Origin of the sequence: Brevibacterium sp. S22 (assembly GCF_004745485.1) — a bacterium.
In the GTDB taxonomy this organism is placed as follows: Bacteria; Actinomycetota; Actinomycetes; order Actinomycetales; family Brevibacteriaceae; genus Brevibacterium.
Genome location: NZ_RHFG01000019.1, coordinates 1 through 25,597, shown reverse-complemented (window position 1 = coordinate 25,597; position 25,597 = coordinate 1). Strand labels below are relative to the sequence as shown.

The 25,597-nt window shown below is 65.9% G+C and carries 23 protein-coding genes; 17 read left to right on the top strand and 6 right to left on the bottom strand.

What is annotated here, in order from left to right:
- The first annotated feature begins 4 nt into the window (after positions 1-4).
- From EB835_RS14435 to gap, 12 genes are all read left to right on the top strand, one after another.
- On the top strand, positions 5-1,183 hold the full coding sequence (locus EB835_RS14435; RefSeq protein WP_240688763.1) for a CPBP family intramembrane glutamic endopeptidase: 1,179 nt from the start codon (positions 5-7) through the stop codon (positions 1,181-1,183).
- A 175-nt stretch (positions 1,184-1,358) separates the two neighbouring features.
- On the top strand, positions 1,359-1,835 hold the full coding sequence (locus EB835_RS14430; RefSeq protein WP_135810150.1) for a DoxX family protein: 477 nt from the start codon (positions 1,359-1,361) through the stop codon (positions 1,833-1,835).
- 9 nt (positions 1,836-1,844) lie between these two features.
- On the top strand, positions 1,845-2,588 hold the full coding sequence (locus EB835_RS14425; RefSeq protein WP_240688762.1) for a GrpB family protein: 744 nt from the start codon (positions 1,845-1,847) through the stop codon (positions 2,586-2,588).
- Between the two features lie 48 nt (positions 2,589-2,636).
- Positions 2,637-3,203, top strand: coding sequence for an isochorismatase family protein (locus EB835_RS14420; RefSeq protein WP_135810149.1), 567 nt, complete (start codon positions 2,637-2,639; stop codon positions 3,201-3,203).
- Between the two features lie 332 nt (positions 3,204-3,535).
- The gene (locus EB835_RS14415; protein ID WP_135810148.1) at positions 3,536-5,863 is read left to right on the top strand and encodes an MMPL family transporter; all 2,328 of its coding nucleotides are present in this window, start codon (positions 3,536-3,538) and stop codon (positions 5,861-5,863) included.
- Positions 5,864-5,997: 134 nt separating this feature from the next.
- A complete protein-coding gene (locus tag EB835_RS14410; protein ID WP_240688761.1) occupies positions 5,998-7,434 on the top strand; it encodes a sensor histidine kinase in 1,437 nt (478 codons plus the stop codon).
- Positions 7,431-8,051, top strand: coding sequence for a response regulator (locus EB835_RS14405; protein ID WP_135810147.1), 621 nt, complete (start codon positions 7,431-7,433; stop codon positions 8,049-8,051). Before EB835_RS14410 ends, EB835_RS14405 begins: the two co-directional genes overlap by 4 nt.
- A gap of 124 nt (positions 8,052-8,175) precedes the next feature.
- Entirely contained in the window at positions 8,176-9,663 is a 1,488-nt protein-coding gene (locus tag EB835_RS14400; RefSeq protein ID WP_135810146.1) for an outer membrane protein assembly factor BamB family protein, read from the top strand.
- A 285-nt stretch (positions 9,664-9,948) separates the two neighbouring features.
- Positions 9,949-11,610 carry a serine hydrolase domain-containing protein gene (locus EB835_RS14395; protein WP_135810145.1) on the top strand — a complete coding sequence of 554 codons (1,662 nt, stop codon included), beginning with the start codon at positions 9,949-9,951 and terminating at the stop codon, positions 11,608-11,610.
- A 316-nt stretch (positions 11,611-11,926) separates the two neighbouring features.
- Positions 11,927-12,295: a carboxymuconolactone decarboxylase family protein gene (locus tag EB835_RS14390; protein ID WP_240688760.1), complete on the top strand. Its 369-nt coding sequence runs from the start codon at positions 11,927-11,929 to the stop codon at positions 12,293-12,295.
- 112 nt (positions 12,296-12,407) lie between these two features.
- Positions 12,408-13,559 (top strand): GlxA family transcriptional regulator, encoded by a 1,152-nt coding sequence (locus EB835_RS14380; RefSeq protein ID WP_240688759.1) that lies wholly within the window; start codon positions 12,408-12,410, stop codon positions 13,557-13,559.
- A 213-nt stretch (positions 13,560-13,772) separates the two neighbouring features.
- On the top strand, positions 13,773-14,768 hold the full coding sequence (gene gap, locus EB835_RS14375; protein WP_135810144.1) for a type I glyceraldehyde-3-phosphate dehydrogenase: 996 nt from the start codon (positions 13,773-13,775) through the stop codon (positions 14,766-14,768).
- A gap of 193 nt (positions 14,769-14,961) precedes the next feature.
- On the opposite strand, the gene EB835_RS14370 is transcribed toward gap, so the two are convergent.
- Positions 14,962-15,279, bottom strand: coding sequence for an XRE family transcriptional regulator (locus tag EB835_RS14370; protein ID WP_135810143.1), 318 nt, complete (start codon positions 15,277-15,279; stop codon positions 14,962-14,964).
- A 236-nt stretch (positions 15,280-15,515) separates the two neighbouring features.
- Here EB835_RS14370 and EB835_RS14365 point away from each other — a divergent pair, with 236 nt between their 5' ends.
- Complete coding sequence (locus EB835_RS14365) at positions 15,516-16,439, top strand: hypothetical protein (RefSeq protein ID WP_135810142.1); 924 nt, start codon at positions 15,516-15,518, stop codon at positions 16,437-16,439.
- A 10-nt stretch (positions 16,440-16,449) separates the two neighbouring features.
- On the opposite strand, the gene EB835_RS14360 is transcribed toward EB835_RS14365, so the two are convergent.
- Together EB835_RS14360 and EB835_RS14355 are read right to left on the bottom strand one after the other, a co-directional pair.
- Positions 16,450-18,330: a bifunctional sugar phosphate isomerase/epimerase/4-hydroxyphenylpyruvate dioxygenase family protein gene (locus EB835_RS14360; RefSeq protein ID WP_135810141.1), complete on the bottom strand. Its 1,881-nt coding sequence runs from the start codon at positions 18,328-18,330 to the stop codon at positions 16,450-16,452.
- Positions 18,327-19,652, bottom strand: a complete 1,326-nt coding sequence (locus tag EB835_RS14355) for an MFS transporter (RefSeq protein WP_135810140.1) — start codon at positions 19,650-19,652, stop codon at positions 18,327-18,329. The genes EB835_RS14360 and EB835_RS14355 overlap by 4 nt, the downstream gene beginning before the upstream one ends.
- Before the next feature lie 225 nt (positions 19,653-19,877).
- Between EB835_RS14355 and EB835_RS14350 the strand changes: the two genes are divergently transcribed.
- From EB835_RS14350 to EB835_RS14340, 3 genes are read left to right on the top strand one after another with little or no spacing between them, the layout of a single operon-like run.
- Positions 19,878-20,627, top strand: a complete 750-nt coding sequence (locus EB835_RS14350) for an IclR family transcriptional regulator (RefSeq protein ID WP_135810139.1) — start codon at positions 19,878-19,880, stop codon at positions 20,625-20,627.
- A 35-nt stretch (positions 20,628-20,662) separates the two neighbouring features.
- The gene (gene aroQ / locus EB835_RS14345) at positions 20,663-21,145 is read left to right on the top strand and encodes a type II 3-dehydroquinate dehydratase (RefSeq protein ID WP_135810193.1); all 483 of its coding nucleotides are present in this window, start codon (positions 20,663-20,665) and stop codon (positions 21,143-21,145) included.
- Positions 21,142-22,002, top strand: coding sequence for a shikimate dehydrogenase (locus tag EB835_RS14340; protein WP_135810138.1), 861 nt, complete (start codon positions 21,142-21,144; stop codon positions 22,000-22,002). Before aroQ ends, EB835_RS14340 begins: the two co-directional genes overlap by 4 nt.
- 1 nt (position 22,003) lies before the next feature.
- On the opposite strand, the gene EB835_RS14335 is transcribed toward EB835_RS14340, so the two are convergent.
- Positions 22,004-22,741 carry a DedA family protein gene (locus EB835_RS14335; RefSeq protein ID WP_135810137.1) on the bottom strand — a complete coding sequence of 246 codons (738 nt, stop codon included), beginning with the start codon at positions 22,739-22,741 and terminating at the stop codon, positions 22,004-22,006.
- A gap of 236 nt (positions 22,742-22,977) precedes the next feature.
- Between EB835_RS14335 and EB835_RS14330 the strand changes: the two genes are divergently transcribed.
- Positions 22,978-23,613: a hypothetical protein gene (locus EB835_RS14330; RefSeq protein WP_135810136.1), complete on the top strand. Its 636-nt coding sequence runs from the start codon at positions 22,978-22,980 to the stop codon at positions 23,611-23,613.
- A gap of 57 nt (positions 23,614-23,670) precedes the next feature.
- Here the strand turns inward: EB835_RS14330 and mgrA are convergent, their stop codons facing one another.
- Positions 23,671-24,711 carry an L-glyceraldehyde 3-phosphate reductase gene (gene mgrA, locus EB835_RS14325; protein WP_135810135.1) on the bottom strand — a complete coding sequence of 347 codons (1,041 nt, stop codon included), beginning with the start codon at positions 24,709-24,711 and terminating at the stop codon, positions 23,671-23,673.
- Positions 24,712-24,767: 56 nt separating this feature from the next.
- Positions 24,768-25,430, bottom strand: coding sequence for a 4a-hydroxytetrahydrobiopterin dehydratase (locus tag EB835_RS14320; protein WP_135810134.1), 663 nt, complete (start codon positions 25,428-25,430; stop codon positions 24,768-24,770).
- Positions 25,431-25,597: the final 167 nt, after the last annotated feature.

The following is a 25,597-nucleotide window of genomic DNA, read 5'->3' as shown; positions in this document are numbered from 1 at the left end:
AACTGTGAACACGCAGACGCACAATCAGGCAGGATCTGCCGAGGCGACCGGACCGACCGATGCGACGCCCGGTCCCATGACTCCGTCCGGAGCCCCCACCCCGGGGACCCCTGCACCGCGCATCGCCGAGGAGGCCGGCGCCGCCTGGTCCGCCGCCGAGGCGGCCGATCGGAAAGGGCGTCCGCTCGCTGTCGTGCCGACCCGAGTTCCCTGGCTCGAGCTCGGGATCTTCGCCGTCATCGCGTTCGGACTCGCATGGCTCGCGTGCCTGCCGCTGTGGGTCTCGGGCGAGGGCCTCGGCGATCCGCTCGCCGTGCAGCTCTATGGCGGTCTGATGATGTTCACACCGCTGGTCGCCAGCATCGTCGCTGCCGTCATTCAGCGTCGGCGAGCTCGCAGCAGAGGCGAGGTCATGGCCAGCGCACCTCGCTATTTCGGCTTCTGGCCGCTGCGCCCGTTCGGCCGAGTCCTCTGGATGACCGTGGCCGCCTTCTTCGGGGTCATGGTGCTCATCGTCCTCGGCTATCTCCTCAGCGCCGCCTTCGGTTGGCTCAGCCTCGATCTCACCGGGCTGTCTGCGTTCAAGGAGCAGCTGGCCACGATCCCCGGCCTGGACTCGGTGCCGACAGTAGTCGCCGTCCTCGGCTATCTGCTGCTCATGCTCGTCTCCTCGGTGGTCACTGCCTTCGTCACGATTGGGGAGGAATTCGGCTGGCGAGGATGGCTGCTCACCAGCCTCCGGCCGCTGGGCACCTGGCCTGCCCTGCTCATCGTCGGCGCGGTCTGGGGCCTGTGGCATGCACCGCTCATCCTGCTCGGCTACAACTTCGGCCGCCCCGACATCACCGGACTCGGACTCATGGTCGGCGGCTGCATCATGGTCGGCATCCTCTTCGGCTGGCTGCGACTGCGCACCGGCTCGGTCTGGCCTGCCGTGTTCGCCCACGCCGGACTCAACGGGTCCAATGCGATGCTGCTGGGGCTGCTCATGGACTCCGGCGCCTCGACTCCGGATCCGGCACTCTTCACCCTTCTCGGGGTCTCCGGATGGATCGTCTGTGCCGTCGTCATCGCCGTCCTCGTCGTGACGGGACAGTTCCGGAAGCAGCCGGAGTTGGGGATCAAAAAGACCATCCCCGCCGAGGAGGCCCCGCAGTCGGCCGCCCAAGCGCAGACAGCCTGATCGCCGGAAGCCCAACCGTCACGCGCAGACCGCCTGCTGCCGCCGCACCTGACCACCGGCAGACAGCCTGACCGCCTGACCACCATCGAAATATGACGCCGGGGCCGTCCTCGAAATTGAGGCACGGCCCCGGCGTCCGTTAGGCTCAAAACCCCATAGACCTAAGGAGTACTCCGTGATTTTTGGACCATCGCTGCTGCAGACGGCGGGACGCATGCTCACCGCCCCGATCTTCATCACCGGCGGCCTGTCGGCCGTGAAGGACCCGGCCGGAAAGGCGGCGATGGCGGAGTCGACGCTGGATGCCATCCGCGAATACGTCCCCGCACTGCCCGATGACAACGAGCTGCTCGTGCGCATCAACGGCGGAGTGCAGATCCTCGCCGGTGCGACCCTCCTGCTCGGCATCAAGCCGCGACTCTCGGCGCTGGCGCTCGCCGGCTCCCTCGTCCCGACCACGCTGGCCGGACACTCCTTCTGGGAGATGGAGGGCGGCGACGCGAAAGCCCACCAGACTCAGTTCTCGAAGAACCTCGCGGCACTCGGCGGGCTCCTCCTCATCGCCGGAGAAGGCGACAGCACCAAGGTCATCGAGAAGGCCGCCGCCAAGGCAGCGAAGAAAGCCGAGAAGCGCGCCCTCAAGCAGGCGTGAGACTCGACGATGACTCGGCCGCCGGCTGACGGGACATCCGGCAGGGAAGCCCCTGCCTGGGAGCTCTCGGGCCAGGAGGTCTCGTCCTTCGGCCGAGTGGTCGATTCCGCGGGCGGTGAGCCCGTCGACCAGATGTTCGCCGAGGTGGTCGACATCGTCACATTCAACGACGTCAAGGACCCCGACCTCTGGGCACGGCCGACCACTGCTCCGGCCCCTATCCAGATCGTCGAGCACGATCCGGCGTGGGCCGATCATTTCGCCGAGGCCGCCCGCCGGATCCGTCGAGTGCTCGCTCCGAATGGAACGTTCGTCGGCATGGCACACGTGGGCTCCACCTCGGTGCCGGGATTGCCGGCGAAGCCGATCATCGACATCGCCCTTGTTGTCGCCGACCCCACGGCCGAGGACGACTACGTCCATGCGCTCGGCGAGGCAGGATTCGACCTCACCATCCGCGAACCCGCCTGGTACGAACACCGCATGTTCAAACGTCTCGATCCGAAACCCGGGCAGCTGAATTGCAATCTCCACGTCTTCGGGCCCCGTTGCGCAGAAGTGGCGCGGATGCGGCTGTTCCGCGACTGGCTGCGCGAGCACGAGGACGACCGCGAGCTCTACCAGTCGGTGAAACGCGCCTCTGCTGAGGAAACGAACGCGGCCGGGGAGACGGTCATGGATTACAACGCCCGCAAGGAAGCCGTCGTCCGCGAGATCTACCACCGCATCTTCGACGCCCGTGGCTGGATCTGAATTCAGCGCAGCCCTGGAAAACCATACGGAAACGCCTATGCTCGAAGCATGGTCAAGGCACTCCTCATCGTCGATGTCCAGAACGATTTCACCGAAGGCGGCGCGCTCGGCGTGACCGGCGGCGACCGCGTCGCCGAGGGCATTACGCGCCACCTCGCCGCACATGCCAGCGACTACGACGCCGTCATCGCCTCCCGCGACTGGCACGATGCCGACAATGACAACGGCGGCCATTTCAGCGACTCTCCGGACTTCGTCGATACCTGGCCCGTCCACTGTGTCGCCGGCACGTCCGGTGCCGAGTTCGACCCGCTCCTCGACACCACGCCCATCACCCATGAAGTCCGCAAGGGCCAAGGCAAGCCCGACTATTCGGCCTTCCAAGGGACCACGGAGACGGGGAGCCGCCTCGGCGAGCTTCTGGACGAACTCACCATCACCGAGGTGGACGTCGTCGGCATCGCCACCGACCACTGCGTACGCGCCTCCGCCCTCGACGCATTGGACTCCGGCGTGCAGGTCCGTGTCCTCACCGACCTCGTCGCCGGAGTCGGGGAGGACTCGAGCAGGGCAGCCCTCGCAGAGGTCGAAAAGGCGGGAGCCGACCTGGCGTGAGCCGCTGGCTCTCACCCTCGGCTCCTCCTCTGTCGGCTCCTGCGTCGCGGCCCCTTTTTCTCGGCCCCTAGGTCTCACTTATCGCTTAACCCGAAGAACGCACTTTGCACGACACGTTCTTCAACCTAACCGGTAAGTGAGACCAGAAGCCTCCCCTCCGGAGCCGCCCAAGGGCCGCCCTCCCGGCGATCCTCCCGCCCTTCCGGCCCAACCCTTCCACCTCCCGATTCCACCATCATTCCTGGTCAGCAGGTTTCCTCCATCGAAAGTTGCAGATCGGATCTGAACTCATAGGCGATGTGCACCGGTCCGTATATTGATGGACTGGAGTCATGAACTCACCACTGGCGAAAACCGCACATACGCTGACATCGAAGCGCGGTTCGTGGTTCGTCCTCGGCGGGGTCGTCGTCCTCGTCGCTCTGATCTTCGGACTCCTGTCCGGAGCAGGTGAGGACCGGGCCAACGAAACCGCTCCGGCCGACTCCGAATCGGCCCAGGCCCAGCAGACCCTCGACAAGTTCCCCGAAGCCGACAAGCAGTCCGTCATGGTCGTGGCCTCCCTTACCGACGGATCCGAACTGTCCGCGAACGATCAGGCCGAACTGAAGACGCTGGGCGGCTCGCTCGGCGATTCCGTCGGCGACGAATCCACCGAAACCGTGACCGGGCCGATACTGAGCGACGACAAGCAGGCCGCACTGCTCATGGTGCCCATCACCGTCGGCCTGACGAACTCGGACACCGCTGACACCGTCGATGACCTGCGCACCGCCATCTCCGATGACCCGACCGCCTCAGAACTCACTGACGACGGCATGTCCCTGCTGGTCACCGGCGGTCCCGCGATCGGCGCCGACATCGCCTCGGCGTTCAATGGTGCCGACTTCACGTTGCTGATCGTCACCATCGTCATCGTCGCCCTGCTGCTGATCATCACCTACCGCTCACCGATCCTGTGGCTGCTGCCACTCATCGTCATCGGCACCGCCGACGGACTCGCCTCGACCGTGACCGCGGCCGTCGGCGACTGGCTCGACCTGCAGTTCGACGCGGGAATCATCAGTGTCCTCGTCTTCGGCGCCGGCGCGAACTACGCCCTCCTGCTCATCTCCCGCTACCGCGAGGAGCTGCGCCGCTTCACCGACCACCGCACCGCACTCGCCGAGGCCTGGACACACACCGCAACGACGATCCTCGCCTCGAACCTCACCGTCGTCCTGTCCCTGCTCAGCCTCGTCTTCGCAATCATCCCCGGCACCCGCGGACTGGGCATCACCGCGGCCGTCGGCCTGCTCATCTCCGCGGCCGCCGTCCTCTTCGCCCTGCCGCCCGTACTCGCGATCTGCGGCAAGCGAGTGTTCTGGCCCTTCGTGCCGAAGACCGAGGACGCGCTCACCGCGCAGGGCTCGGACGAGGACACCGCCCCCGCCGAGGCGGCCCCGCACTCGGCGCGGGAGCTCGGTGACCGCGCGGCTGACACCAGGGACGGGGCCGCCTCGGCGAAGCCCTCGATCTGGCGCACCATCGCCACTCGCGTGGTCCGGAGACCCGGGCTCCACCTCGGTGCCGGAATCGTCATCCTCGGCGTCATGGCCACCGGGTTCATCGGATCGTCGATCGGCCTCGACCAGAGCGAGAAGTTCCGGGTCCAGTCCGAATCGGCGCAGGGACTCGACGTCCTGTCCGACCATTTCCCACCCGGTGAATCCCAGCCCATCTGGATCCTCGCCGATACCGACCACGCGGACGACGTCGTCGATTCCGTCAGCGATACGAACGGCGTGGTGCGCGCCTCGGCGATCGAGGACACGAACATCGACGGCACCTCGATCACGAAGATCATGGTCACCGGCGAGTACGAACCCGACAGCGCGCAGGGACTCGACCTCGTCGAAGACATCCGCAGCGATGTCCACGCCATCGACGGAGCCGACGCCCAGGTGGGCGGTGCCGCGGCCACGGAGCTCGACGCCCGTGACGGCAATCAGACGGACTTCTTCACGATCGTCCCGATGGTCCTGGCGATCAGCTTCATCATCCTGCTCGGCATCCTCCGCGCACCCATCGCCGCGTTCACCCTGCTGGTGGTCAACGTGGTGTCCTCGGCTGCGGCGATCGGACTCGGCGCATTCCTGTCCCGGACGATCTTCGGACAGTCGGCACTCGATGCGCAGGTGCCGATCCTCGCGTTCCTCTTCCTCGTCGCGCTGGGCATCGACTACTCGATCTTCCTCGCCCACCGCGCGAAGAAGGAGTCCGTCATCCACGGCGGACGCCAGGGCATGATCGAAGCCGTCGCACACACCGGCGGCGTCATCACCAGCGCCGGCATCGTCCTGGCCGGAGTGTTCGCGGCATTGGGCATGCTGCCGCTGATGGTGCTCGGCCAGCTCGGCCTCATCGTCGGAGTCGGCGTGCTGGTCGACACGATCATCGTGCGCACCGTCATCGTGCCCTCGATCTTCGGGCTCGTCGGCGATCGGATGTGGTGGCCGAACAAGGCGATCACCCACTTCCACGAGCGCGCAGCTGAGGGTGCGGCCGACGGTTCGACCGCACGCTCGAGCGAGGACGGGCACGACCTGCAGTCCACTCATCTGCTCGTCGAGAAGGGATCTGCGGACTCCGGTTCCGCATCCCATCACGGCAAGCACTGAACCGACGCCTGAACGAGTTGAGCAGGCCCGGGCGACGACCATCTCGTCGCCCGGGCCTGCTCGGTTTCCGCACCGGGTGGTGCCTATGACATACCACCGGGGTCCCGGATGTGATTGAGTTGGCAGGGAGATTCATGACAGCACGTGATCACCGCTTCGGCACCTTCGCCGTCGCGGCCGATCTGCAGAAAGGCGGCAGCGTGGGCGCACGCAAGTGGACAGAACGCACGATGGAGTTCGGTCAGCACGCCATCGCGCTCGTCCTCATGCTCATCTCCTGCATCCGAGCAGTGACCACCGGCGCTCCGATGCTCGCCGCCATCGCTGTGAGCGTCGTCTTCCTCGCCTGGTATGCCCTCGGGGCCGTGCGCGCGGCTCGCTCGGGCGCACTGGTGCTGGCGAAGTGGTGGCTGATCGTCCTCGCCGCCGCCTGGCTGTGCACACTGCTCGTCTCCGCCGAGTTCATCTGGGTCGCCTTCCTCCTCTGGCTGCTCGCCGGCCACCTGTTCTCCCTGCGCATCGCCGTCGTCTTCACCGCGCTCACCTACATCGCGACCATCGTCGCCCCTCTCGGGCACTACGGACAGGTGCCGACCCCGAGCATCATCGGCTCCCTCATCGGCGCCGTCTTCGCGCTCGGCCTGTCCCGCGGCTACATCGAACTGCTGCGCGAGGGCCGCCGCCGTGAGGAGCTGCTGCGCTCCCTCGAACTCGCCCACCAGAACCTGCTCGACCTTCAGGACGAGCTCGCCCTGACCCAGCGGCACGCCGGCGAGATCCAGGAACGCACCCGCGTCTCCCGCGACATCCACGACACGATCGCGCAGTCGATCTCGTCGATCCGCCTCATCGCCCACGCCGAGGCGGAGCGCACCACCGATGACCGCGCCGGCCAGGTGCTCGCCCAGGTCGAGGACCTCGCCGCACAGAGCTCACGCGATGTCCGCCGCATCATCGCAGCCCTCGCCCCGGCCGAGCTCGAAGACGGAGCGCTGACCGCGGCCATCCGCCGGCTGCTCGCCCGCCTCGAGGACGACAGCTCGATCCGCGGCCACCTCGACGTCGACGAGACCCTGCCGACCCTGTCCGCCGAGGTGGAAGTGGCGCTGCTGCGGACCGCGCAGTCGGCGCTGTCCAACGTCCGTCAGCACTCCCAGGCCACACGGGTGATGGTCAGCCTCATGGACCTCGACGGGACGATTCGAATGGACATCGTCGACGATGGGGTCGGCATGGCGGATCCGCACACCCGACAGCGGAACCCGGACTCGGGTTTCGGCCTCGACTTCATCGGCTCGAGAATGCGCGAACTCGGTGGGGAACTCGTCATCGAATCGAGTCAGGGATCCGGCTTCGCGATCTCCGCGACCTTGCCCAGCCAATCCCAGCTCCACACCCGCGGTGACGGACTCGGCGCCCCCGCCGAGGGCACACATACGGACACAGCCGACCACCTCGGCGAAGAGGGAGGCGGCACACCCGCCGAGGGCTCGGGTGCGGATCCGACCGGCCGCCTCGGCGAGGGTGATGGCAGCACACGTGAGAACACCGACACAGGAGAGAACGCATGAGCATTCGAGTGATCCTCGTCGATGACCACCCGGTCGTGCGGGCGGGCCTGAAGTCCGTCATCGACGCACCGGAAAACATCGCCGTGGTCGGTGAGGCCGGCAGCGGCGAGGAGGCGCTCGTCGTCGTCGACGAGCTCGGCCCCGACGTCGTCCTCTGCGACCTGCGGCTGGGGGAGGGAATCGACGGCATCGAGGTGACCAAGCGGCTGCGGGCCTTGGAGAACCCGCCGGCGGTGCTCATCCTCACCACGTTCGACCTCGACTCGGAGATCGTCGCCGCACTCAACGCCGGGGCGTCGGGCTACCTGCTCAAAGACATCGACCCGGGCGACATCTCAACGGCGATCGAGAAGGCCGCGGCGGGAGACACCTACCTGCCGCCAGAGATCTCATCGAAGGTCATCGCCGCGATGCGCAACCCGAGCCCGAAACTCACCCGGCGAGAGCGCGACGTCGTGAAACTGCTGGCCACCGGGGCCTCGAACGCACAGATCGCTCAGGAGCTCTTCGTCACCGAGGCGACCGTGAAGAGCCACCTCGTCAACGTATTCACGAAGCTCGGGGTTGACTCGCGGGCCCGCGCCATCCGCGTCGCCGAGGACCAGGGACTGGTGTAGCGCCGGCTGTCATTCTGGGCTCCGTTGCTCGGCCTGCTCACTCTTACCACGCCCGAAGTGTGAATCGGTGCCCCGCCGCTTATGATCAGCGTATGACTTGGGGTATGAGCAGGAGAAACGCATCATGAAGCGGATGTGGGCAGGGGTCGCAGCAGCGGGGCTGGTGGCATTGAGCGGCTGCAGCGACGGAGCCGGCCAGCCGGAGGGAGCACCGTCACCGACGACGACCCCGACCCTGGCCGAACCGGTCGAACTCGACTACTACGCCTCGGTGATCACCGACAACGGATCAGACTTGGCTCTGGTCGGAGACTGGATGAGCCAGAAGCTGCGAGTCATCGACGCCGACGGCGACGAGAAGTGGAGCATCGACTCCAACACCAACGAAGACGACGGAGGCACCGAAGCCTACTCGGCAGGCGAGAATGTCATCGTCCACGACTACTCCGGTACGACCACGGCCTACTCGTGGGCAGACGGGCAGGAAGTCTGGACCTTCGACATCCCCGACACCGCCGGTTCGTGCCGCCCGGCCCAATCCTTCGGATCACAGTCGACGGCAGGAGGCAGCCGCCTCGGCGAGGGAGATCTCATCCTCCTCGAGAACATCTGGATGGACTCCGAGGAGAACTGCGAACCCTCAGCCGAAGGGAACACCGTCCTCTACGCACTCGACCCGGAAACGGGGAAGGAAGCCTGGCCGGCGCGCTCGGTCGGTGAGGACGGACAGACCTTCGGCGGTCGCCTCCTCGAGCTGGCGCCGGACCGCAAATCAGGGGTCATGTCCTGGATGGACGGGGACGAGTCGATGGTCACGCGTGTGTCATTCGACGACGGCACGCACATGTCGATCCCCATCACCGAGGCGCGCAAGATCGACGACACCGGAGCCGACTACTTCACCGTGTACCCGACTCTCGATCCCGGCAATCTGACCTACGTCTACGGGTCCGCGGACCCCGACGATCCGTTGAGCTCGGCAGTGACACGTGCGGCGCAGCTGAGCATCCCCACGGACCTGAAGTCCTCCGACTCTCCCACGCTGACGGCCACCGAACAGTCTGTGGACGTGAGTATGGAAGACACCTTCGACGCTGTGTGCGGCACCGAACTGCGCTTCAGCGCAGAGGGGAAGCCGGCGTGCCTGCAGACCGAGCTGTTCGCCTCTGCGGTGAAGTACCAAGGATCGGACGGTGCCGTCGACGGGTGGTATGCAGACGCACCGGAAGCCGCGGCTGCTGTCATCGGCGGTCTCGGCAGTCCGCAATGGGAACCGGTCGACATCGGCGGCCAGACCGCCGTCATCGTTCCGGCACCCGAAGGCGGAATCGCCGCACTCGATGCGGCCACCGGCAAACCAGTATGGACGACCGACGGGCCGAAGCTGAAAGAAGAAGGCGAAACAGGCTATTGGGGAGGGCAGGGAGTGCTGCCGGACCTCGGACTGATCGTCGTCACCGACCACAAGAAGACGACGTTCTTCGAGGTGAAGACGGGCAAACCGGTCAGCGACCATCCGGCAGGGGACTACTCCGACCTGAGCTCGAGCGGACGTTTCGTCATTGCGACGAACGAGGACACGAGCACGATGTGGGCCGTCGTCGACCAGTGAGAGTGATCAGGCGGGTGACGTCTGCGGAGCTGCAGGCAGACTGAACTGCGCTGAAGTGGGATTGGCGCGGATCTGCCCGGTTGTCAGGTGAATAACTGATTGGTAATGATCCGCTGCGTCGCGCCTGGTGAGGGCGTCAACGATGACAGATCGAGGCACGTTGAGGAGTACGGATCGGCCCGGCTCCGCTACGGAGTTTCACCTCGTCCGGGTAGTCTGTTCCCTGCGCATCGGGACAACCCTGCGCACATGCAGACCCGTTCGGATCGAAGCAGTGGAGGTGACATGGCAGGCGAAGACGAGACGTTTCCGCCCCGCCCGGTGACCCCGCCGAACCGTCGCATCGGCGCACTGTCGGGCAACACGAAGGGCACCGGCGCTGGTGCTGACGCCGGTGAAGGTGCTGACACCGGTACGGGCCGGACGGCCCGGGTGGACGCTGCCCCGGCTGAGCCTGCGGATTCGAAGGTCCCCACCGAGTCGAAGGCCGCCACCGACTCTCCCGGTGATTCCGCCGCACCCGCCGCCCCCGCCTCGGCGCCGGATATCACTCTCCCGCATGTCGGGGAACTCGCCTCGGCGAGTGAAGACGCGATCGTCGATCCCTCCGAAGCGGTGCTCGAAAGCATCGACCTCGACACGTGGAAGTGGCCCGAGTTCTTCGCCTTCGCGCTCACCCGGATGCAGGAGATCTTCCCGACCGGGGGAATCCCGCGCGGAATCGGACCGGTTCGCGAATTCGTCACCGAAGACAACGATTTCCGCCCCTTGGCCATCGACCGTGAGAAGTGGCCGGCGATCGATGAGGCATGGAGCACCGTCGGCGACGTGCTCGCGGGCACCCACACCGATGCCTGGCTCGTCACCCGCAACGGGGTCGCTCTGGCTGAGGAATACGCGTGGCCGATGAAGCCGGCCCGCCAGCACATGCTCTTCTCCGTGAGCAAATCCATCGTCGCCACCGTCATCGGCGCGCTCGCCGACGCCGGACTGCTCAGCCCCGCCGACCTCGTCACCACGCATGTGCCCGCCCTGGCCGAGAGCGGTTACGCGGGAGCGACCATCCGCGACCTGCTCGACATGCGTTCGGGCATCAAGTTCTCCGAGGAATACCTGGAGGACGGCTCGGAGATCCGGGCCCTGTTCGAAGCGGTCGATTTCGCGCCCCGGACGGCCTCCTCGGCGAAGGGGATCAAGAATTTCCTCACCGGTCTGACCAGCGAACGCGACCACGGTTCGGCATTCGTCTACCGCAGCTGCGAAACCGACGTGCTCGCCTGGATCGCCGAGGCGGTCACCGGCCAGCCGTTCTCCATCGTCGCCAGCGAATACGTGTGGTCGCGGATCGGTGCCGCCCATGCCGCCCAGGTCTGCCAGGACCGGTGGGGCGGGTCGATCGCCGACGGCGCCATCAGCGCCACCCTGCGCGACCTCGCTCGTTTCGGCGAGATGATCGCCCGCGGCGGCACGACGGACAACGGCGAACGCGTGCTCTCGGCGGAATGGGTCGACGATATCTTCACCGGTGCCGAGGACTCCGCGAAGGTCTTCGCCGCGTCCCCCTCGGGGCGCTCATATCCGGGAGGTATGTACCGCAGCCAGTTCTGGCTGCCCTCGGCTGACCGCAACGTCGTCATCGGCATCGGCATACACGGCCAGATGCTCTACATCGACCGTGCCACGCAGACCGTCGGCATCAAGCTCTCTTCCGATCCGGAACCGGTGAGTCTGGCCGCGCAGCACGGCACCCTGGCCATGTTCGAAGCCATCACCGAGGCGGCGCCGGAGGGTTCTCCTCCCGGTCAGGAAACGTCGGCCCCCGCCCCGGAGGCATCGGATCGTGCCGACCTGGCTCCCGCCCCGGAAGCGGCTGCCCTTGCCCCGCAGGCTCCGCCGGCGCCGAGCTTCGATGCGACTCCGCTCATCGGCCAGAACACGCTCTACTGACACCGCGCGATCCCGAGCCTGCCATTTCCCTCCCTCAAGGCGAATGTCTGGTCGATCCGCCGTGGTTTCGTCGCCGAAAACTCCGTGGAATGACCAGAGAATTCCTGCGAGCGGCCAGGCAAGCCTTGTGGAATCCGCCCAGTGGTGCCGCAGCAGACACTTCGTGTGGAGACCAGGGGAGTGCCAAAGCAGGAATGCCGCGTGGACTTCCGCAGGACGGGGCAGCAGGCAGGTCAATGAAACTCAATTCAACGAAGCCCAGCGTGACAAATCGGTGGGCAGGCGGCGCGGAGACGCGGTAGCGTGAGGAATCGGAATGGCACCGATCACAGGAGGCACCACGATGACAGACTTCTTCGACCGCGAGAACGACGGCAAGTACGACAGGGCCTACAAGGAGACTACCCCCGATATCCTCAAGGCATTCGGCGAGTTCAACAACGCAGTCTTCGCGCCCGAGGGCCGCGAGATCCCGCTGAAGTACCGCGAACTCATCGCCTACGCCGTCGGCCTGACCACCCAGTGCGCCTACTGCATCGACGCGCACTCCAATGCCGCCGTCAAGGCCGGGGCCACGGAGACCGAGCTGGCCGAGACCGCCTGGACCGCCTCGGCGATCCGTGCCGGCGGAGCCTTCGCCCACGGTCGCCTGGGCTTCAAGCTCACCGGCACCCACGAACACTGAGGCTGGGGCACTCGCCCCGGCCGTCGCGACCGAAATGGGCTCCGGCAGCGTCGTCACCACTGGAAATGCCGCGCACTGGAGCAGCCTTGGATCGCTAGACTGAGAGGCGATCATGAGTGACGAGCCCCGCCCCCTCCAGCGCAGAACGCTCCGTTCCCGCCCGCACCGCATCCTCGTGCTGGCGTTGGACGGGGTGTCTGCCATGGACCTCGGGGTCCCCGTCCAGGTGTTCGGGCGGGAGTCGAATGCCGCCACGGCCCGCACCCGCACCGAGGTGGCCCCGCCCGAACGGCCCGCCGTCGCCGGTGCGATGGCTGCCGCGGTCGCAGGCGAAGATACCGGCGCAGCACCTGCCCACGAACTGCCTGGGTCGGTTCCTGCCGGTGAGCGGGCAGGGGCGGTCCCCGCCGGGATCTGGCCCTATGAGGTCGAAGTCTGCGGAATCGCCGCAGGCAGAATCACCGGATCGGACGGACTCGACTACTCCGTCGACCAGGGACTCGCGGCGCTGGAAGCCGCGGACACGATCATTCTCCCCGGTGCCACCTCGGCGGTGGCGGAAGAACCACCTGCCTCGGTCATCGGAGCCCTGCTCTCGGCATTCGAACGCGGCGCGCGGATCGCCGCGATCTCTACCGGCACCTTCGTCCTCGCCCGCACCGGTCTGCTCGTGGGGCGTCGAGCCACCACGCACTGGTCGACGGCGAAGGAGCTCGCGCGACGGTTCCCCTCGATCAAGGTCGACGAGAACGTCCTCTTCATCGACGAAGGACAGCTGCTGACCTCGGCCGGAGCCGCCTCGGCGATCGATCTGTGCCTCCACCTCATCCGCAGCGATCACGGCGTCGGCCTGTCCAACCAGGTCGCCCGGCGACTCGTCGCCGCCGCCTACCGCAGTGCCGGCCAGGCGCAATACGTGCCGCGCAGCGTGCCCGACCCACTCGGCGACGACTTCGCCGACACCCGCGAATGGGCACTGCAGCACATCGGGGAGAAGATCACCCTGCGCGACCTCGCGGCCAATGCCGGAGTCTCCGTGCGCACCTTCTCCCGCCGTTTCGTCGAAGACACCGGCTATACGCCCATGCAGTGGGTGCTCAGAGCCCGAGTCGACCTGGCAAGGGAGCTGCTGGAGAACTCCGATCTGGGCATCGAACAGATCGCTGACCAGGTGGGACTCGGAACGGGTGCGAATCTGCGGATGCACTTCCAACGCATTCTCTCAACGTCCCCGAACGACTACCGGCACTCCTTCCAGGGCTGATAGGCACCTGCTCTCGAGGCCTTTCCGCGCGGTATGTCCGCACCCTATTCGACCCTTTTCGGCGACCCAGATCACGGTGGCGAAAAACTTTCGACATCTGGCAATACGACTGGCTTAAACCTTGCGTAGATTGTCTGTCTGGCCACTGTTGCCGCGCGTGCTGATCGCCCATGATGGAGATATCAAGACGAATCCCGTGTACAAGGAGTGACATTGACTCGCATCGCCATCAATGGTTTCGGTCGCATCGGACGCAGCACCCTGCGCGCCCTGATCGAGCGCGGCAGCGAGCTTGAGGTCGTTGCCATCAACGACCTCGGCGCTGTCGACGATCTCGCTCGGCTGCTGAAGTTCGACACCACCCTCGGGCGCTTCAACCACAGCGTCGAGGCCACCGAGGACGCCCTCGTCATCGACGGCAGGACCATCAAGGTCTTCGCAGAGAAGGATCCGGCCGAACTGCCCTGGGGCGAGCTCGACATCGACATCGCGCTCGAGTCCACCGGCCGCTTCACCAAGGCCGAAAAAGCCCGCGCCCACATCACCGCCGGCGCGAAGAAGGTCCTCGTCTCCGCCCCCTCGAAGGGTGCCGACGTCACCCTCGCCTATGGTGTGAACAATGAGGCCTACAAGCCCGAACACACCGTCATCTCCAACGCCTCCTGCACGACGAACGCTCTGGCCCCGTTGGCCAAGGTCCTCGACGACCTCGCCGGAATCGAGCAGGGATTCATGACCACGGTCCACGCTTACACCGGCGACCAGATGGTCCAGGACGGCCCCCACAAGGACCCCCGCCGTTCCCGTGCCGCCGCCGAGAACATGATCCCCACGTCCACGGGTGCGGCCAAGGCCATCGGCCTCGTCCTCCCGCAGCTCGACGGCAAGCTCTCGGGCGACGCCATCCGTGTGCCCGTCCCGGTCGGTTCGATCGTCGAGATCAACACCACCGTGTCCCGTGAGGTGACCCGTGACGAGGTGCTCGGCGCCTACAAGCAGGCCGCCGAAGGTGAGCTCAAGGGCATCCTCGACTATGAGACCGAGCCCATCGTCTCCTCGGATATCGTCGGCCAGCCCGCTTCGTCGATCTTCGACTCCGCCCTGACCCGCGTGGTCGGCAAGCATGTGAAGGTCGTGGCCTGGTATGACAACGAGTGGGGCTTCTCAAATCGTGTCGTCGACAACCTCGAGTTCATCGGCAGGAACTGACGTTCCGCGCTGATGTATCCCGGCGCTCGACGCCGGCGACATTTTCGGCACCGAGGTGGTCCCTCGCTGCCAACGGATGCAGCTGTGGCCTCGAGCCTGCGTTGAGCAGGTTCGAGGCCACAGTCTTCTGACCACTCAGGCGCCTCATCTTCGCAGAAGGTGTCTGATCATTCGGATGTCTTCGGTGCAGAACTCAGACGTCATCGGCACCGGGAGTGCCGCCTTCGTCTTCCCAGCGCTCGATGGCGCGGACCTTGGCTCGTCCGAACTTCAGGCGGATGCCGTAGCCGCCCTCCTTGCCGTCGGGTATGAACCGTGCACCGTACTGTTCGAGGGCGAGGACGAGGCGACGCTCCTGCTCGGCGGTGAGGTCCGCTGTTCCCTTCTCGTACTCCTTGAGCTCGGACTTGCCGAGCTCTGCCTTGCCTGCCACGTCCTTGGCCGAGACCTGACAGAGGATGCGGGTCGCGCGTGCCAGGGGGCCATCGATGATGATCTCTTCTGTGCTCATGTCACCACCCTGCCAGAGCCCGTGAGGTGTGCCAAGACGGAAAGCCGCTGGTGAGATGGGGCACGAATGCGACCGGGAACTCTTGGAAACGCTGATGCCAGCACAGGAATCCTCAGTTCGATTTGATTCCGATCATTCTGTGTCAGTGCTGACCGGTAAGTTTCGTCTCATGTCTCTGACAGTGGAGTCAGGGGCCACGCGTCGCAGGGTGCGGCGCATGACGGAAGGTCAGAACAATGGAGATCAGGACCAGAAGCATCCGCAACTTGGCATACCGCTGCGAAGAATTCATCGACGGGAGCGGAAAGCCGCGGCCGATCGGCTACCCGAACAGTCTCGCGCTGTGCATCCTCGATGCGCTCTTCACGACGGGTTCCCACCCAACAGCGATCGACAACCTCCTCAATCGGTACATCGCCCGGCATGGGAGCGCCGACGGAGCAAAGATGCTGCGCTACTCGATTGCCACGGCCGGTGGGCCGGAGGTGTGGGCTCGGGAGGTGATTCGCAACGTCAAACCCGCCCATTCCCACCCTGGGGCCATCCTCAGGGCCGAGATCGTCGACCGTGCCACCCGGCTGATGGCCGACCACGGCATCGACACCGTCGAGGACCTCCTCGGCTCGGTCGGTGACGAACCATCGAGCGGACGGCACACCAACGAGGTGGCCCGTGACTGGAGAGAGCTGCCGAGCCAGAAGTCGGGGATCTCCTGGAACGCCCTGTTGGTGCTCGCCGGGTCTGCTCACCTCGAGATCGACTACAGGGTGAACTTTCTCATCGCTGAGGTGGTCAGGTGGTCCGTCAGCATCCGCGGCGACGACGCTGTGCTCGAACTGATCAAAGCGACGGCCGACTACCTCGACGTCGAAGACAGGGTGGTCAAGCAGATCGTCTGGCAGCTCGCGCACCGTCGTCTCCAGTCGGACCCGAAGCGCAGGAAACTCGATCTGCCGTACCCTCTCGACGATGAACTCGACTCCGAGCCTGAGTGGTGGCCGGGGACGTACGATCCCGAAGTTCGCGGTGAAGCCGAAGGGTGGGCATCGGTGTTCGAACCCGAATACAGAGCTGATCCCTGCGAGTCCGAGGAGGCGCTCGAGCCTGACTGGGCTCGACCGTACCCGATGTCGGGCACGACCGGCGCGGCGCCGTTCTGACCCGGTCGGGTCAGCGGCCCGAGTTGCGCCGGTGTTGGGCGGCCAACCGCACCGGCGCGTTCGGGGCGCCGTAGCCTTGGTAGTCGTTGCGACGCTCGACCATCTCGAAGAACACCGACCCGATCGTCGAAGTGTAGAAGTGGAGGAACTCGCCGCGGTCGTCTCGGTCGTAGAGGATGTTGTTCTCGCGCAGCCGTTCGAGCAGCTCCGGTTCGAGCTCGAACCGCGCCTCGAGGTCTTCGTAGTAGTTCTCGGGAACGGTGAGGAAGTCCAGCCCACGCGAGACAGCGGTCGCGGCCGCCGTGAAGATGTCATCGCAGGCGAGAGCGACGTGCTCGGGATAGTCGCCGGTCACCGCCGATTCGGCAGAGCGTGGTGCGAGGTTGAGCGGCATCCGGATGACTCCGTCGGAGCTCGCCATGACCTGAGAGCGGATGAGTCCCGAAGGGCTGGGCACATCGTTCGATGACTGAGCGTGGAGAGCCAGGAGGGAGGTGTAGAAGAGCACCGCTTCGTCGTAGTGGTGCGCGGGCTGCGCCAGGTTGACATGATCGATTGCCGAGCGTCGGTCATCGGGGACGTTGCCGAACTCCTCGGTCCATGTCGGATCGACCCCGGTCCCATTTCCGAAGAACACCTCGGAGCCGTCCGGAGCGAACACGCCGCGCAGAACTTCCTCATCATGGGCCTGATCGCGGGGCACTTCGGCGGCCTGGAGCAGGATCGCCCGCCCCATGGCGGCATCGGCATCGGCGACGGCGAAGCCGATGCCTCGCAGGTGAGTCCCGGAGCCCGCGGAATCTGCTGCCGGGTAGGTGGATGCGACGGGCGGTTCGGTAGAGGATTCGACAGCCGGTTCGGTGGACTCGGTGACGACGATTCGAGCCTGGCCGCGTCGCCACAGCTGCACATGCGGTTTCGTGCGGTGGAAGCCGACGAACCGGAAGCCGAGCTGATGGATCTGCCGGGTGAGCGCCCCCAGATCATCGGTGTTCAGTTCGACGTAGTCGATGCCGCGAGGCTCCGCGACCTGCGGCAGCGGCTGCAGATCGAGCCGCACACGGTCGCTGTCCGTGCCGACCTCAGAGACATTGGCTTCGAGCCACCGCAGAGAGCGCAGACCGTCGACGGCGGTGCGCTGAGTGTCGGCCTGCCGGAAGGAGTCGTTGAAGACCTCGAGCGACACCGGTCCGCTGTACCCGGTGGCAGCGACTCGAGCGAGGAAGTCGGTGAGGTCCCATGACCCTTCGCCGGGGAAGACTCGGTGGTGACGGGACCAGCTGAGCACGTCCATCGACAGGGCCGGGGCGTCGGCGAGTTGGAGGAAGTAGATCTTCTCGCCCGGAATCTCGGCGATGCGGGACAGGTCCGTGCCGCGGGAGAGGATGTGGAAGCTGTCGAGACAGGTGCCGATGCGCGGATGGTCAGCGGCCTTGACGAGATCCCAGGCGCGATCATATTCGGAGACGAACCGTCCCCAGGCCAAAGCCTCGTAGGCGACGTCGATGCCGTACTTCTCGGCAAGGTCGCCGAGGCTGCGCAGCTGATCGACGACGACCTCGTCATCGTCGATGGTCGCGGTGGCGACATTCGAACACAGCAGGATCGTGGTCATACCCAGGCGCCGCATCAGCTGGAACTTCGCCTCGGCCCGGACCAGGTTGGCGGCGAACTGCTCGTCATCGACGCCTTCGAAATCACGGAAGGGCTGATAGAGGTCGAGGCTCAGCCCGAGCTCTGCGGCCAGCGCAGCGATCGCCTCCGGGGAATTGGGGGAGACGACGAGATCCTGCTCGAAGATCTCGACCCCGTCGAATCCTGCCGTCGCGGCAGCCTGCAGCTTCTCCTCGAGCGTGCCCGACAGGCACACTGTGGCAATCGAGGTTCTCATCGTGACCTTTCCTCATGGACGACATCGATCTCTTCCAGGCTCAGTCCCTTCGTCTCCTTCGCCGTCATCGCGACAAGACCGACGACGATGCAGACGCCCGCGGTGAACGCAGCGACCGACACCCAATTCTCTCCTCCCGCACCGGCGACGGCAGAGGCGAGCACGGGCGCCAGACCTCCGGAGACCGCGAATCCGACCTGAGTGCCTAGGGCCAGACCGGTCACACGTGCTGTCGTGGGGAACATCTCGGCGTAGAACGAGGGCCAGATGGAATTCGCCAGAGAATACGCACAGCCGGACATCAAGGCGCCGAAGACGAAGATGAGCGGCCAGTTCCCGGCCGAGACCGCACCCAGATACGGGAACATCATCAGACCCGATCCCACGGCGCCGGTGATGAACACCGGCTTCCGACCGAACCTGTCGGAGAGCAGTGCGGCCGCAGGGATCGCCAGCAGTGCGACCCCATTGGCGATGACCGAGACGAGCAGCATGGTCGGACGCTCGAGGCCGACGATCGAGGTGGCGAACGACAGCGACCAGACGGTGAAGACCATATTCACGGTGTTGACCATGGCACACACGGCCACACGGACGACTGCTGCCTTGTGCCACCGGAAGACCTGCATCAGCGGCGGGTTCTCGACTCGGGATTCCTTGAACGCCGGCGGCTCTTCGAGCCCGCGACGGATGAGCCAGGCAGTGAGGACGACGACTGCGGAGAGCCAGAACGGCACTCGCCAACCCCAGCTGAACAGTGCTTCATCGGGCAGGAAAGCGGTGAAGGGAATGAACACCGCAGTGGCCAGCAGAGTGCCTGCCTGGGTGCCGTGCAGCGTCCAGCTCGTCGTCCACGACCGTTTCTCCTCTGCCGAGTGCTCGAGGGAGACAGAGATCGCGCTCGCCTGTTCGCCGGAAGCCGACAGTCCTTGGATGACTCGGCAGAGCACAAGCAGGATCGGGGCCAGCATGCCCACCTGCTCATAGGTGGGAAGGCAGCCGACTACGAAGGTCGAGACGCCCATCATGAACAGAGTGAGCATGAGGACGAACTTGCGGCCGAAGCGGTCGCCGAGCGGACCCATGATGAGCGCACCGAGCGGACGCACGACATAGGCGACTCCGACGGTGCCCATGGCCAGCAGGATGGCGATTCCAGGTGCGGTGTTCTCGGGGAAGAACAGGGTGTTGAGCACCAGCGCCGCCGCGGTTCCATAGACCGCGAAGTCGTAGTACTCCAGCGCCGAACCCGTCCAGCTCGACAGGGCCGCGCGCAGCGGTGTCTTCTTCGTGGGGCGAGCTTCCTCGATCGCGTTGCTCATGCTTCCTCGCATCTCTCACTTCCAGGGTCCGGTCGGCGGACCAGCGAAATTCTTGCTTAATTGCCATAGTGTGGCAATCGTTGTTACATTGTGGTTTACAGTGTGATCGAGATGACATAGCCTGTCAACGTGGAACGCAGAGATCCTGCTCCCCAGACATACGACCTTCCCGGGCACACGGCCCCAGCACCACCGAACAGCCACAGCAACGCAAGGAGGCGAAGCATGCCACCCAAGGGTTCGAACTCGGTGACGAAGACCTTCGAGATGCTCGAGCTCCTCGGGGAATCACCCGAGGGGATCAGCGCAGCCCAGGCCGCCGAGACGACTGGCTATCCGTTCTCGACGGCCTACCGACTCCTCGGCGGGCTCGTCGAATCCGGCTATGCCAGCTTCGATGCACGTACGAAGATCTATACCCTCGGCATGGAGGTCTTCCGTCTGGCGCAGAAGGTCGCTCACCGACAGGGGCTGTCGGGGGCGACGAAGGATCTGCTGCGGGAACTGACGGCGACGACCGGCGAATCGAGCATCCTCGCGATCCGCCGCGGCAACGCCGCGCTGACAGTGCTCACCGTCGACGGTCCCCAGTTCCGCACCACCACGGACCCCGGCGACGAATCCCTGCTGCACACCTCGGCGCTCGGCCAGGCCCTGCTCGCTCACGACCCGGATGCCGAAGCGACGATCGCCGCCCTCGAGCTCGAGGCGCGCACCCAGTACTCGATCACCGACCCCGCCCAGATGAGCCGCAAGCTCGAACAGATCCGAGAGACGGGATGGGCCGGTCAGTCCGAGGAGAACGACATCGGCATGAACGCCCTGGCCGTGCCCGTCTTCGACCTCGACGGAAGCCTGCTGGCCTCGCTCGCTCTCGCCGCTCCGGTCTTCCGCCGCGGCCTTGACGAACTCGTCGAATTCGTCCCCCACCTGACCGAGACCGCGGCGTCCATCGCCGCCCGGTTCCCGAGGTGATCATGCCCGAGGAAACCCTGCCCGGGGCGCGGACCATGCCCGAGGAAACCAATCGCGAGGCGATCAATCCTGAGATCCTCGTCCTCAACGGCCCCAACCTCAACCTCCTCGGGGAACGCGAACCGGAGATCTACGGCCGCACCACCTTGGCCGATATCGAGGCCATGTGCGCCGACACCGCCGCCGAGGCGGGACTGAGCGTCCGCTGCATCCAGAGCAACCACGAGGGCGGGCTCATCGACGCCGTCCACGCGGCCCGGCACTCCACTGTCGGCGCGATCATCAACGCCGGGGCGTACACGCACACCTCGCTGGCTCTGCATGATGCGCTGAAGTCCTACGACCACCCGATCATCGAGGTGCACCTGAGCAACCCCCATGCGCGGGAGGCCGTGCGGCATCATTCCTACCTCTCACCCGTGGCCGCAGCCGTCATCGCCGGAGCCGGTGCGAAAGGCTACGTCCACGCGGTCGAGATACTCATCGACCACCTCACGAACGCGAAAGCGAGACTATGACCTCATCCCTCCTCCTCGGCCTCATCGGCGACGGGATCTCCGCCTCCCGCACCCCGCGGATGCACGAGACCGAAGGCGCTGCCCACTCCATCCCCACGATCTACCGCACGATCGACATCAGCAGCCCCCACCTCGCCGAGGCGGGACTCGAGGAGCTGCTCACAGCTGCGATCCGGCTCGGCTTCAACGGACTCAACATCACCCACCCGTTCAAACAGCAGGTCATCGGCCTCCTCGATGACGTCGACCCGGTGGCCGCGCGCATCGGTTCGGTCAACACCGTCGTCATCGATGCCCATGGCAGGACGACCGGGTACAACACCGACGTCACCGGGTTCGCCGCCGGGTTCCGCGCCGGTCTGACGTCAGCCGCCACCGAGGCGGTCGTGCAGATCGGTGCGGGTGGAGCCGGCCGTGCTGTCGGGTTCGCCCTGGCCGAACTCGGAGTCGGCGAGCTCATCATCGCCGACACCGATGTCCAGCGTGCCGAAGGACTGGCCGCGGACATCGTCGAGGTGAGCGCGGTGGGCACTCGGGCACGGGCGATCGGGCTCGATGAGCTGGAAGGGGCGGCCGCCTCGGCGCAGGGGATCGTCAATGCCACTCCGGTGGGGATGAAGGCCTATCCCGGAACCCCGGTCGACACCTCGGTGTTCGGGTCGGACACCTGGGTGGCCGACGTCGTGTACTTCCCGCTCGAGACGCAGCTGCTGGCGGAGGCCAGGGCGAAGGGGTGCCGCACCCTCGACGGATCGGGGATGGCGGTCAATCAGGCCATCGATGCGTTCGAACTCTTCAGCGGGCAGAAGGCGGAGCCGCAGCGCATGCGCGAGACGTTCCTGTCCTTCGGCGCCTGACTCAGTCGTCGGAGGTGTCCCCGGCCGCTTCGGCCTTCTTCTGCTTGCGGTATTCCTTGAAGAAGCTGATGGCGAAGATGCCGACGATCAGGGCCAGTGTCAGCCACAGCGCGTATTTGTCGATGATCTTGAGGATGTCGACGGCGGCCTCCCCGAGCTGGTAGCCCAGGAACGTCCAGATGAGAGTGAAGATGAGGCAGCCGAGGAGGTCGGCGACGAGGAAGAGGGACAGACGCATCCGCGTCCACCCGGCGACGATATAGACGAGTGTGCCGGGGATGCCTGGGCAGCGGGAGACCAGCGTCATGAGGAACAGTGCCCAGTTCGGGATCTTCTTCAGCTGGTTGATGCGTTTGAGCTGGCGCTCGTTCTGCGCGAAGAGCCGCAGCACCCCGTCGCCCCAGCGGCGACCGGCCAGCCAGAACGCCCAATCGAGTTTCGCCATCCCGACGAAGCCGGCGAAGATGACCAGCCACAGCGGGATCTCACCGACCCGAGCATAGGCGGCGGCCGCAACGACCGAGGTCTTCGCACCGTTGATGAACTCCTGGACGACCGGGGCATTGACGAGCATCCACGGTCGCAGCGGCATGAGGCCGAGGTAGATGAGCGGGACGCCGATGATGATGAACAGCAGCAGCTTGTCGAGGCCGGCAGCCTTGCCCTGCCAGGGTTTGATCGCCGCCCACGGGCTCTCTTTGGGCTCGGCCTCGTCGCGTTCCGCGCGATCGTCGCTCATCGATGGGCTCCTGCGGGTCGTCGGGGCGGTCGGCGCTTACGGTATCACAGGCATCCGAACACTCCACTTAAGAAGACTCTCATCGCCTCCGGCTCGATGCGCTCACCTCCGACGTGAACTGTGTCTATGCGTTCAGACCGCGGTGGAGCGATCGGATCGGGACACTCCTCGACGCTGTCGAGGCGAGTTGGTCCGGAGCGGTGGGGCGGGAGGCATCGACAGGCTAGTCTGGGCGCATGTTGGTGCGTGACCGGAGTGGATGGGTGCTTCCGGCGGATCCGCGTGCGGTGGGCAGGATCTCACGGTTTTCGCGGATCGTCGGGATCGCCTGCGCGATCATCGGCGGGTGGGCGCTGCTCTGGGGGCTCGGGTTTCTGCTGTTCGGGGATCTGTTCCTCGACGCTGTCTCCGAAGCTGATCAGGGCAATATCGCCATCGCCCGGTGGGGGCTCGGCGGTGGGATCACGGTGTCCGGGGCCGTCTTTACGATTGTCGCCGTCGTCATTCTCCATCGGCTGCGAACGCTCCGGAAGGTTCCACAGCAGTCGGTTCTCGCCGTCGACGCGCGCGGCATCTCGGTGGTCGGAATGGGATCGGCGGACTACGCGGATCTCATCTCGATCCACGCTCGCATCGGACCCCGACCGATCTATTGGTCCACGACGATGGCCAAGACTGCGGGCAATGAGCTCGCCGCCACCCTGACCGGTCGGAGCCGAACCATGCACGAACTCGTCATCCGCCGACGCAGCGGGCCGGATATCCGAGCGGACCTGTCCATGCACACGAGTCCCGCAAGTTTCACGCAGTTGGTCGATCAGCTGCGGGGACTCCTCGCCCCGTGCTCGATTCCCGTCGAGTTCCGACGCTGAGCACGGCCATTGCGGGACTGACGGGCCGATGGTGCTGCGGGGCCGGGCCGGCCGGCCTCAATCGGCGGTGCTGCGGCGGGCATCGCCCCAGATGTCGACTCCGGAGTCGACGGCGAACTCGTCGATCGCCCGCAGCTCATCGGCGCTCAGCGGCGCGGCGTCGAGAGCCGCGACATTGTGCTCGAGCTGCTCGACGCGGCTGGCCCCGATGACCAGCGAGGACACTCGGTCGTCGCGCAGGGCCCAGGCCAGGGCCATCTGTGCCAAGGACTGTCCTCGAGCGGCGGCGATGTCGTTCAGCGACCGGATGCGGGAGAGGTTGTCGTCGCTGAGGAAACCGTCCTTGAACGAGGGCTTGTCTTTGCCGGCGCGCGACTCCTCAGGCACCCCGCCGAGGTACTTGTCGGTGAGCAGTCCCTGGGCGAGCGGGGAGAAGCAGATGACGCCGAGGCCTTCGTCGTTCGTGGTCTCGAGCAGTCCGTCGTCTTCGATCCACCGGTTGAGCATCGAGTACGAGGGCTGGTGGATGAGCAGGGGAGTGCCGAGGTCGCGAGCGATCTGCGAGGCACGGGCAGTGTCGGCAGCAGAGTATGAGGAGATGCCCGCATAGAGGGCGCGACCCGAACGGACAGCGGTGTCGAGTGCGCCGATGGTCTCCTCGAGCGGGGTCGTGGCATCGGGGCGGTGGGAGTAGAAGATGTCGACATAGTCGAGACCGAGTCGACGCAGCGACGCGTCGAGGCTGGCCAGCAGGTATTTGCGGCTGCCTCCGGGACCGCCGTAGGGTCCGGGATGCATGTTCCAGCCTGCCTTCGTTGAGATGATGAGCTCATCGCGGTAGGGGTGGAGGTCCTCGCGCAGCAGGCGGCCGAAGTTCGTCTCAGCAGAACCCGGGGGCGGACCGTAGTTGTTCGCCAGATCGAAGTGCGTGATGCCGAGGTCGAAAGCCCGCCGGACGATGTCGCGCTGATTCTGGAAGGCGACGTCATCGCCGAAGTTGTGCCACAGCCCCAGCGACAGGGCCGGGAGGACGAGCCCGGACCGGCCGACCGGGCGAAAGGTCATCGAGCCGTAGCGGTTCTCGGCTGCTTGGTACACGCGTTCTCCTGAGCTGAGTGGAAGAGGTCGTGTCCCAGCTTACGGGCGCACGTGAGCTACGGGCGAGCGGACAGAGTGCATACGCATGCGCGGTTGCCATCGGCATCGGCGAGCACGGTGAACGAGGGTGCTTCCTCCTCATCGACGATCGTGCCTCCGGCTTCGACCGCGGCCCTGATCCGATCCGGGGCGACGGCGGCAGGCACGGAGACATCGACGTGCAGGCGCTGGTGCGGCACCTCGTGCTCTTCGCACTCCTGAAACCACAGCAACGGCATCTGTCCGGACGGATCGATGACATCGGGACCGGAGACGTTGCCCGCATCCCCGGTCAGCAGTGCCGCCCAGAATGGGGCGATGGCGTCCTGGTGGGCGGTGTCGAGGCCGAGTTCGAGGACAACTGGGGCCTCGGGGTCCGCGCGCACCCCCGCCGAGGCGGCCGCCTCGCTGATCTGTCCCGCGAGATCGAGATCACGTTCGGTCACGGCCCCGGTGTCGTGGCTGGTCAGACGGATGTCGACGTGGGGAAAGGTGAGCGTGACATCGGGATGGTGGCCGGCCGCCTCGGCGCGGGATCCGATCTCAGCCACGAGGTCGAGCCCGGTGGCGAAGTCCCCGGTGAGGAACCGGGCCTTGATGCAGTCCGGCATCCCCTGCCAGTCGCCGAGTCCTTGGGCATCGAGTGCGTCGAGCAGCTTCTGTCCGGTATATGCAGTCATGAGCCCATGCTAGGGACTTCCCGGTCCCGCGTGAACCCCTCGACGAGACTCGTAGAAAGTCCCCGCGTTCCAAGGGGTCGTGCCTCACAGAAAAATCCCCGCGAAACACTTCCGCCGGGCAGCAGGGCACGCCGACGATGGGGTCATGGTCGATAAGGACGTTTCGA

What these genes read in the sequence shown, in the direction of transcription:
- EB835_RS14425 (WP_240688762.1), top strand. Translation starts at nt 1,845, where the DNA reads ATGACTCGGCCGCCGGCTGACGGGACATCCGGCAGGGAAGCCCCTGCC.
- EB835_RS14420 (WP_135810149.1), top strand. Translation starts at nt 2,637, where the DNA reads ATGGTCAAGGCACTCCTCATCGTCGATGTCCAGAACGATTTCACCGAA.
- EB835_RS14415 (WP_135810148.1), top strand. Translation starts at nt 3,536, where the DNA reads ATGAACTCACCACTGGCGAAAACCGCACATACGCTGACATCGAAGCGC.
- EB835_RS14410 (WP_240688761.1), top strand. Translation starts at nt 5,998, where the DNA reads ATGACAGCACGTGATCACCGCTTCGGCACCTTCGCCGTCGCGGCCGAT.
- EB835_RS14405 (WP_135810147.1), top strand. Translation starts at nt 7,431, where the DNA reads ATGAGCATTCGAGTGATCCTCGTCGATGACCACCCGGTCGTGCGGGCG.
- EB835_RS14400 (WP_135810146.1), top strand. Translation starts at nt 8,176, where the DNA reads ATGAAGCGGATGTGGGCAGGGGTCGCAGCAGCGGGGCTGGTGGCATTG.
- EB835_RS14395 (WP_135810145.1), top strand. Translation starts at nt 9,949, where the DNA reads ATGGCAGGCGAAGACGAGACGTTTCCGCCCCGCCCGGTGACCCCGCCG.
- EB835_RS14390 (WP_240688760.1), top strand. Translation starts at nt 11,927, where the DNA reads ATGGCACCGATCACAGGAGGCACCACGATGACAGACTTCTTCGACCGC.
- EB835_RS14380 (WP_240688759.1), top strand. Translation starts at nt 12,408, where the DNA reads ATGAGTGACGAGCCCCGCCCCCTCCAGCGCAGAACGCTCCGTTCCCGC.
- EB835_RS14370 (WP_135810143.1), bottom strand. Translation starts at nt 15,279, where the DNA reads ATGAGCACAGAAGAGATCATCATCGATGGCCCCCTGGCACGCGCGACC.
- EB835_RS14365 (WP_135810142.1), top strand. Translation starts at nt 15,516, where the DNA reads ATGGAGATCAGGACCAGAAGCATCCGCAACTTGGCATACCGCTGCGAA.
- EB835_RS14360 (WP_135810141.1), bottom strand. Translation starts at nt 18,330, where the DNA reads ATGAGAACCTCGATTGCCACAGTGTGCCTGTCGGGCACGCTCGAGGAG.
- EB835_RS14355 (WP_135810140.1), bottom strand. Translation starts at nt 19,652, where the DNA reads ATGAGCAACGCGATCGAGGAAGCTCGCCCCACGAAGAAGACACCGCTG.
- EB835_RS14350 (WP_135810139.1), top strand. Translation starts at nt 19,878, where the DNA reads ATGCCACCCAAGGGTTCGAACTCGGTGACGAAGACCTTCGAGATGCTC.
- aroQ (WP_135810193.1), top strand. Translation starts at nt 20,663, where the DNA reads ATGCCCGAGGAAACCAATCGCGAGGCGATCAATCCTGAGATCCTCGTC.
- EB835_RS14340 (WP_135810138.1), top strand. Translation starts at nt 21,142, where the DNA reads ATGACCTCATCCCTCCTCCTCGGCCTCATCGGCGACGGGATCTCCGCC.
- EB835_RS14335 (WP_135810137.1), bottom strand. Translation starts at nt 22,741, where the DNA reads ATGAGCGACGATCGCGCGGAACGCGACGAGGCCGAGCCCAAAGAGAGC.
- EB835_RS14330 (WP_135810136.1), top strand. Translation starts at nt 22,978, where the DNA reads ATGTTGGTGCGTGACCGGAGTGGATGGGTGCTTCCGGCGGATCCGCGT.
- EB835_RS14320 (WP_135810134.1), bottom strand. Translation starts at nt 25,430, where the DNA reads ATGACTGCATATACCGGACAGAAGCTGCTCGACGCACTCGATGCCCAA.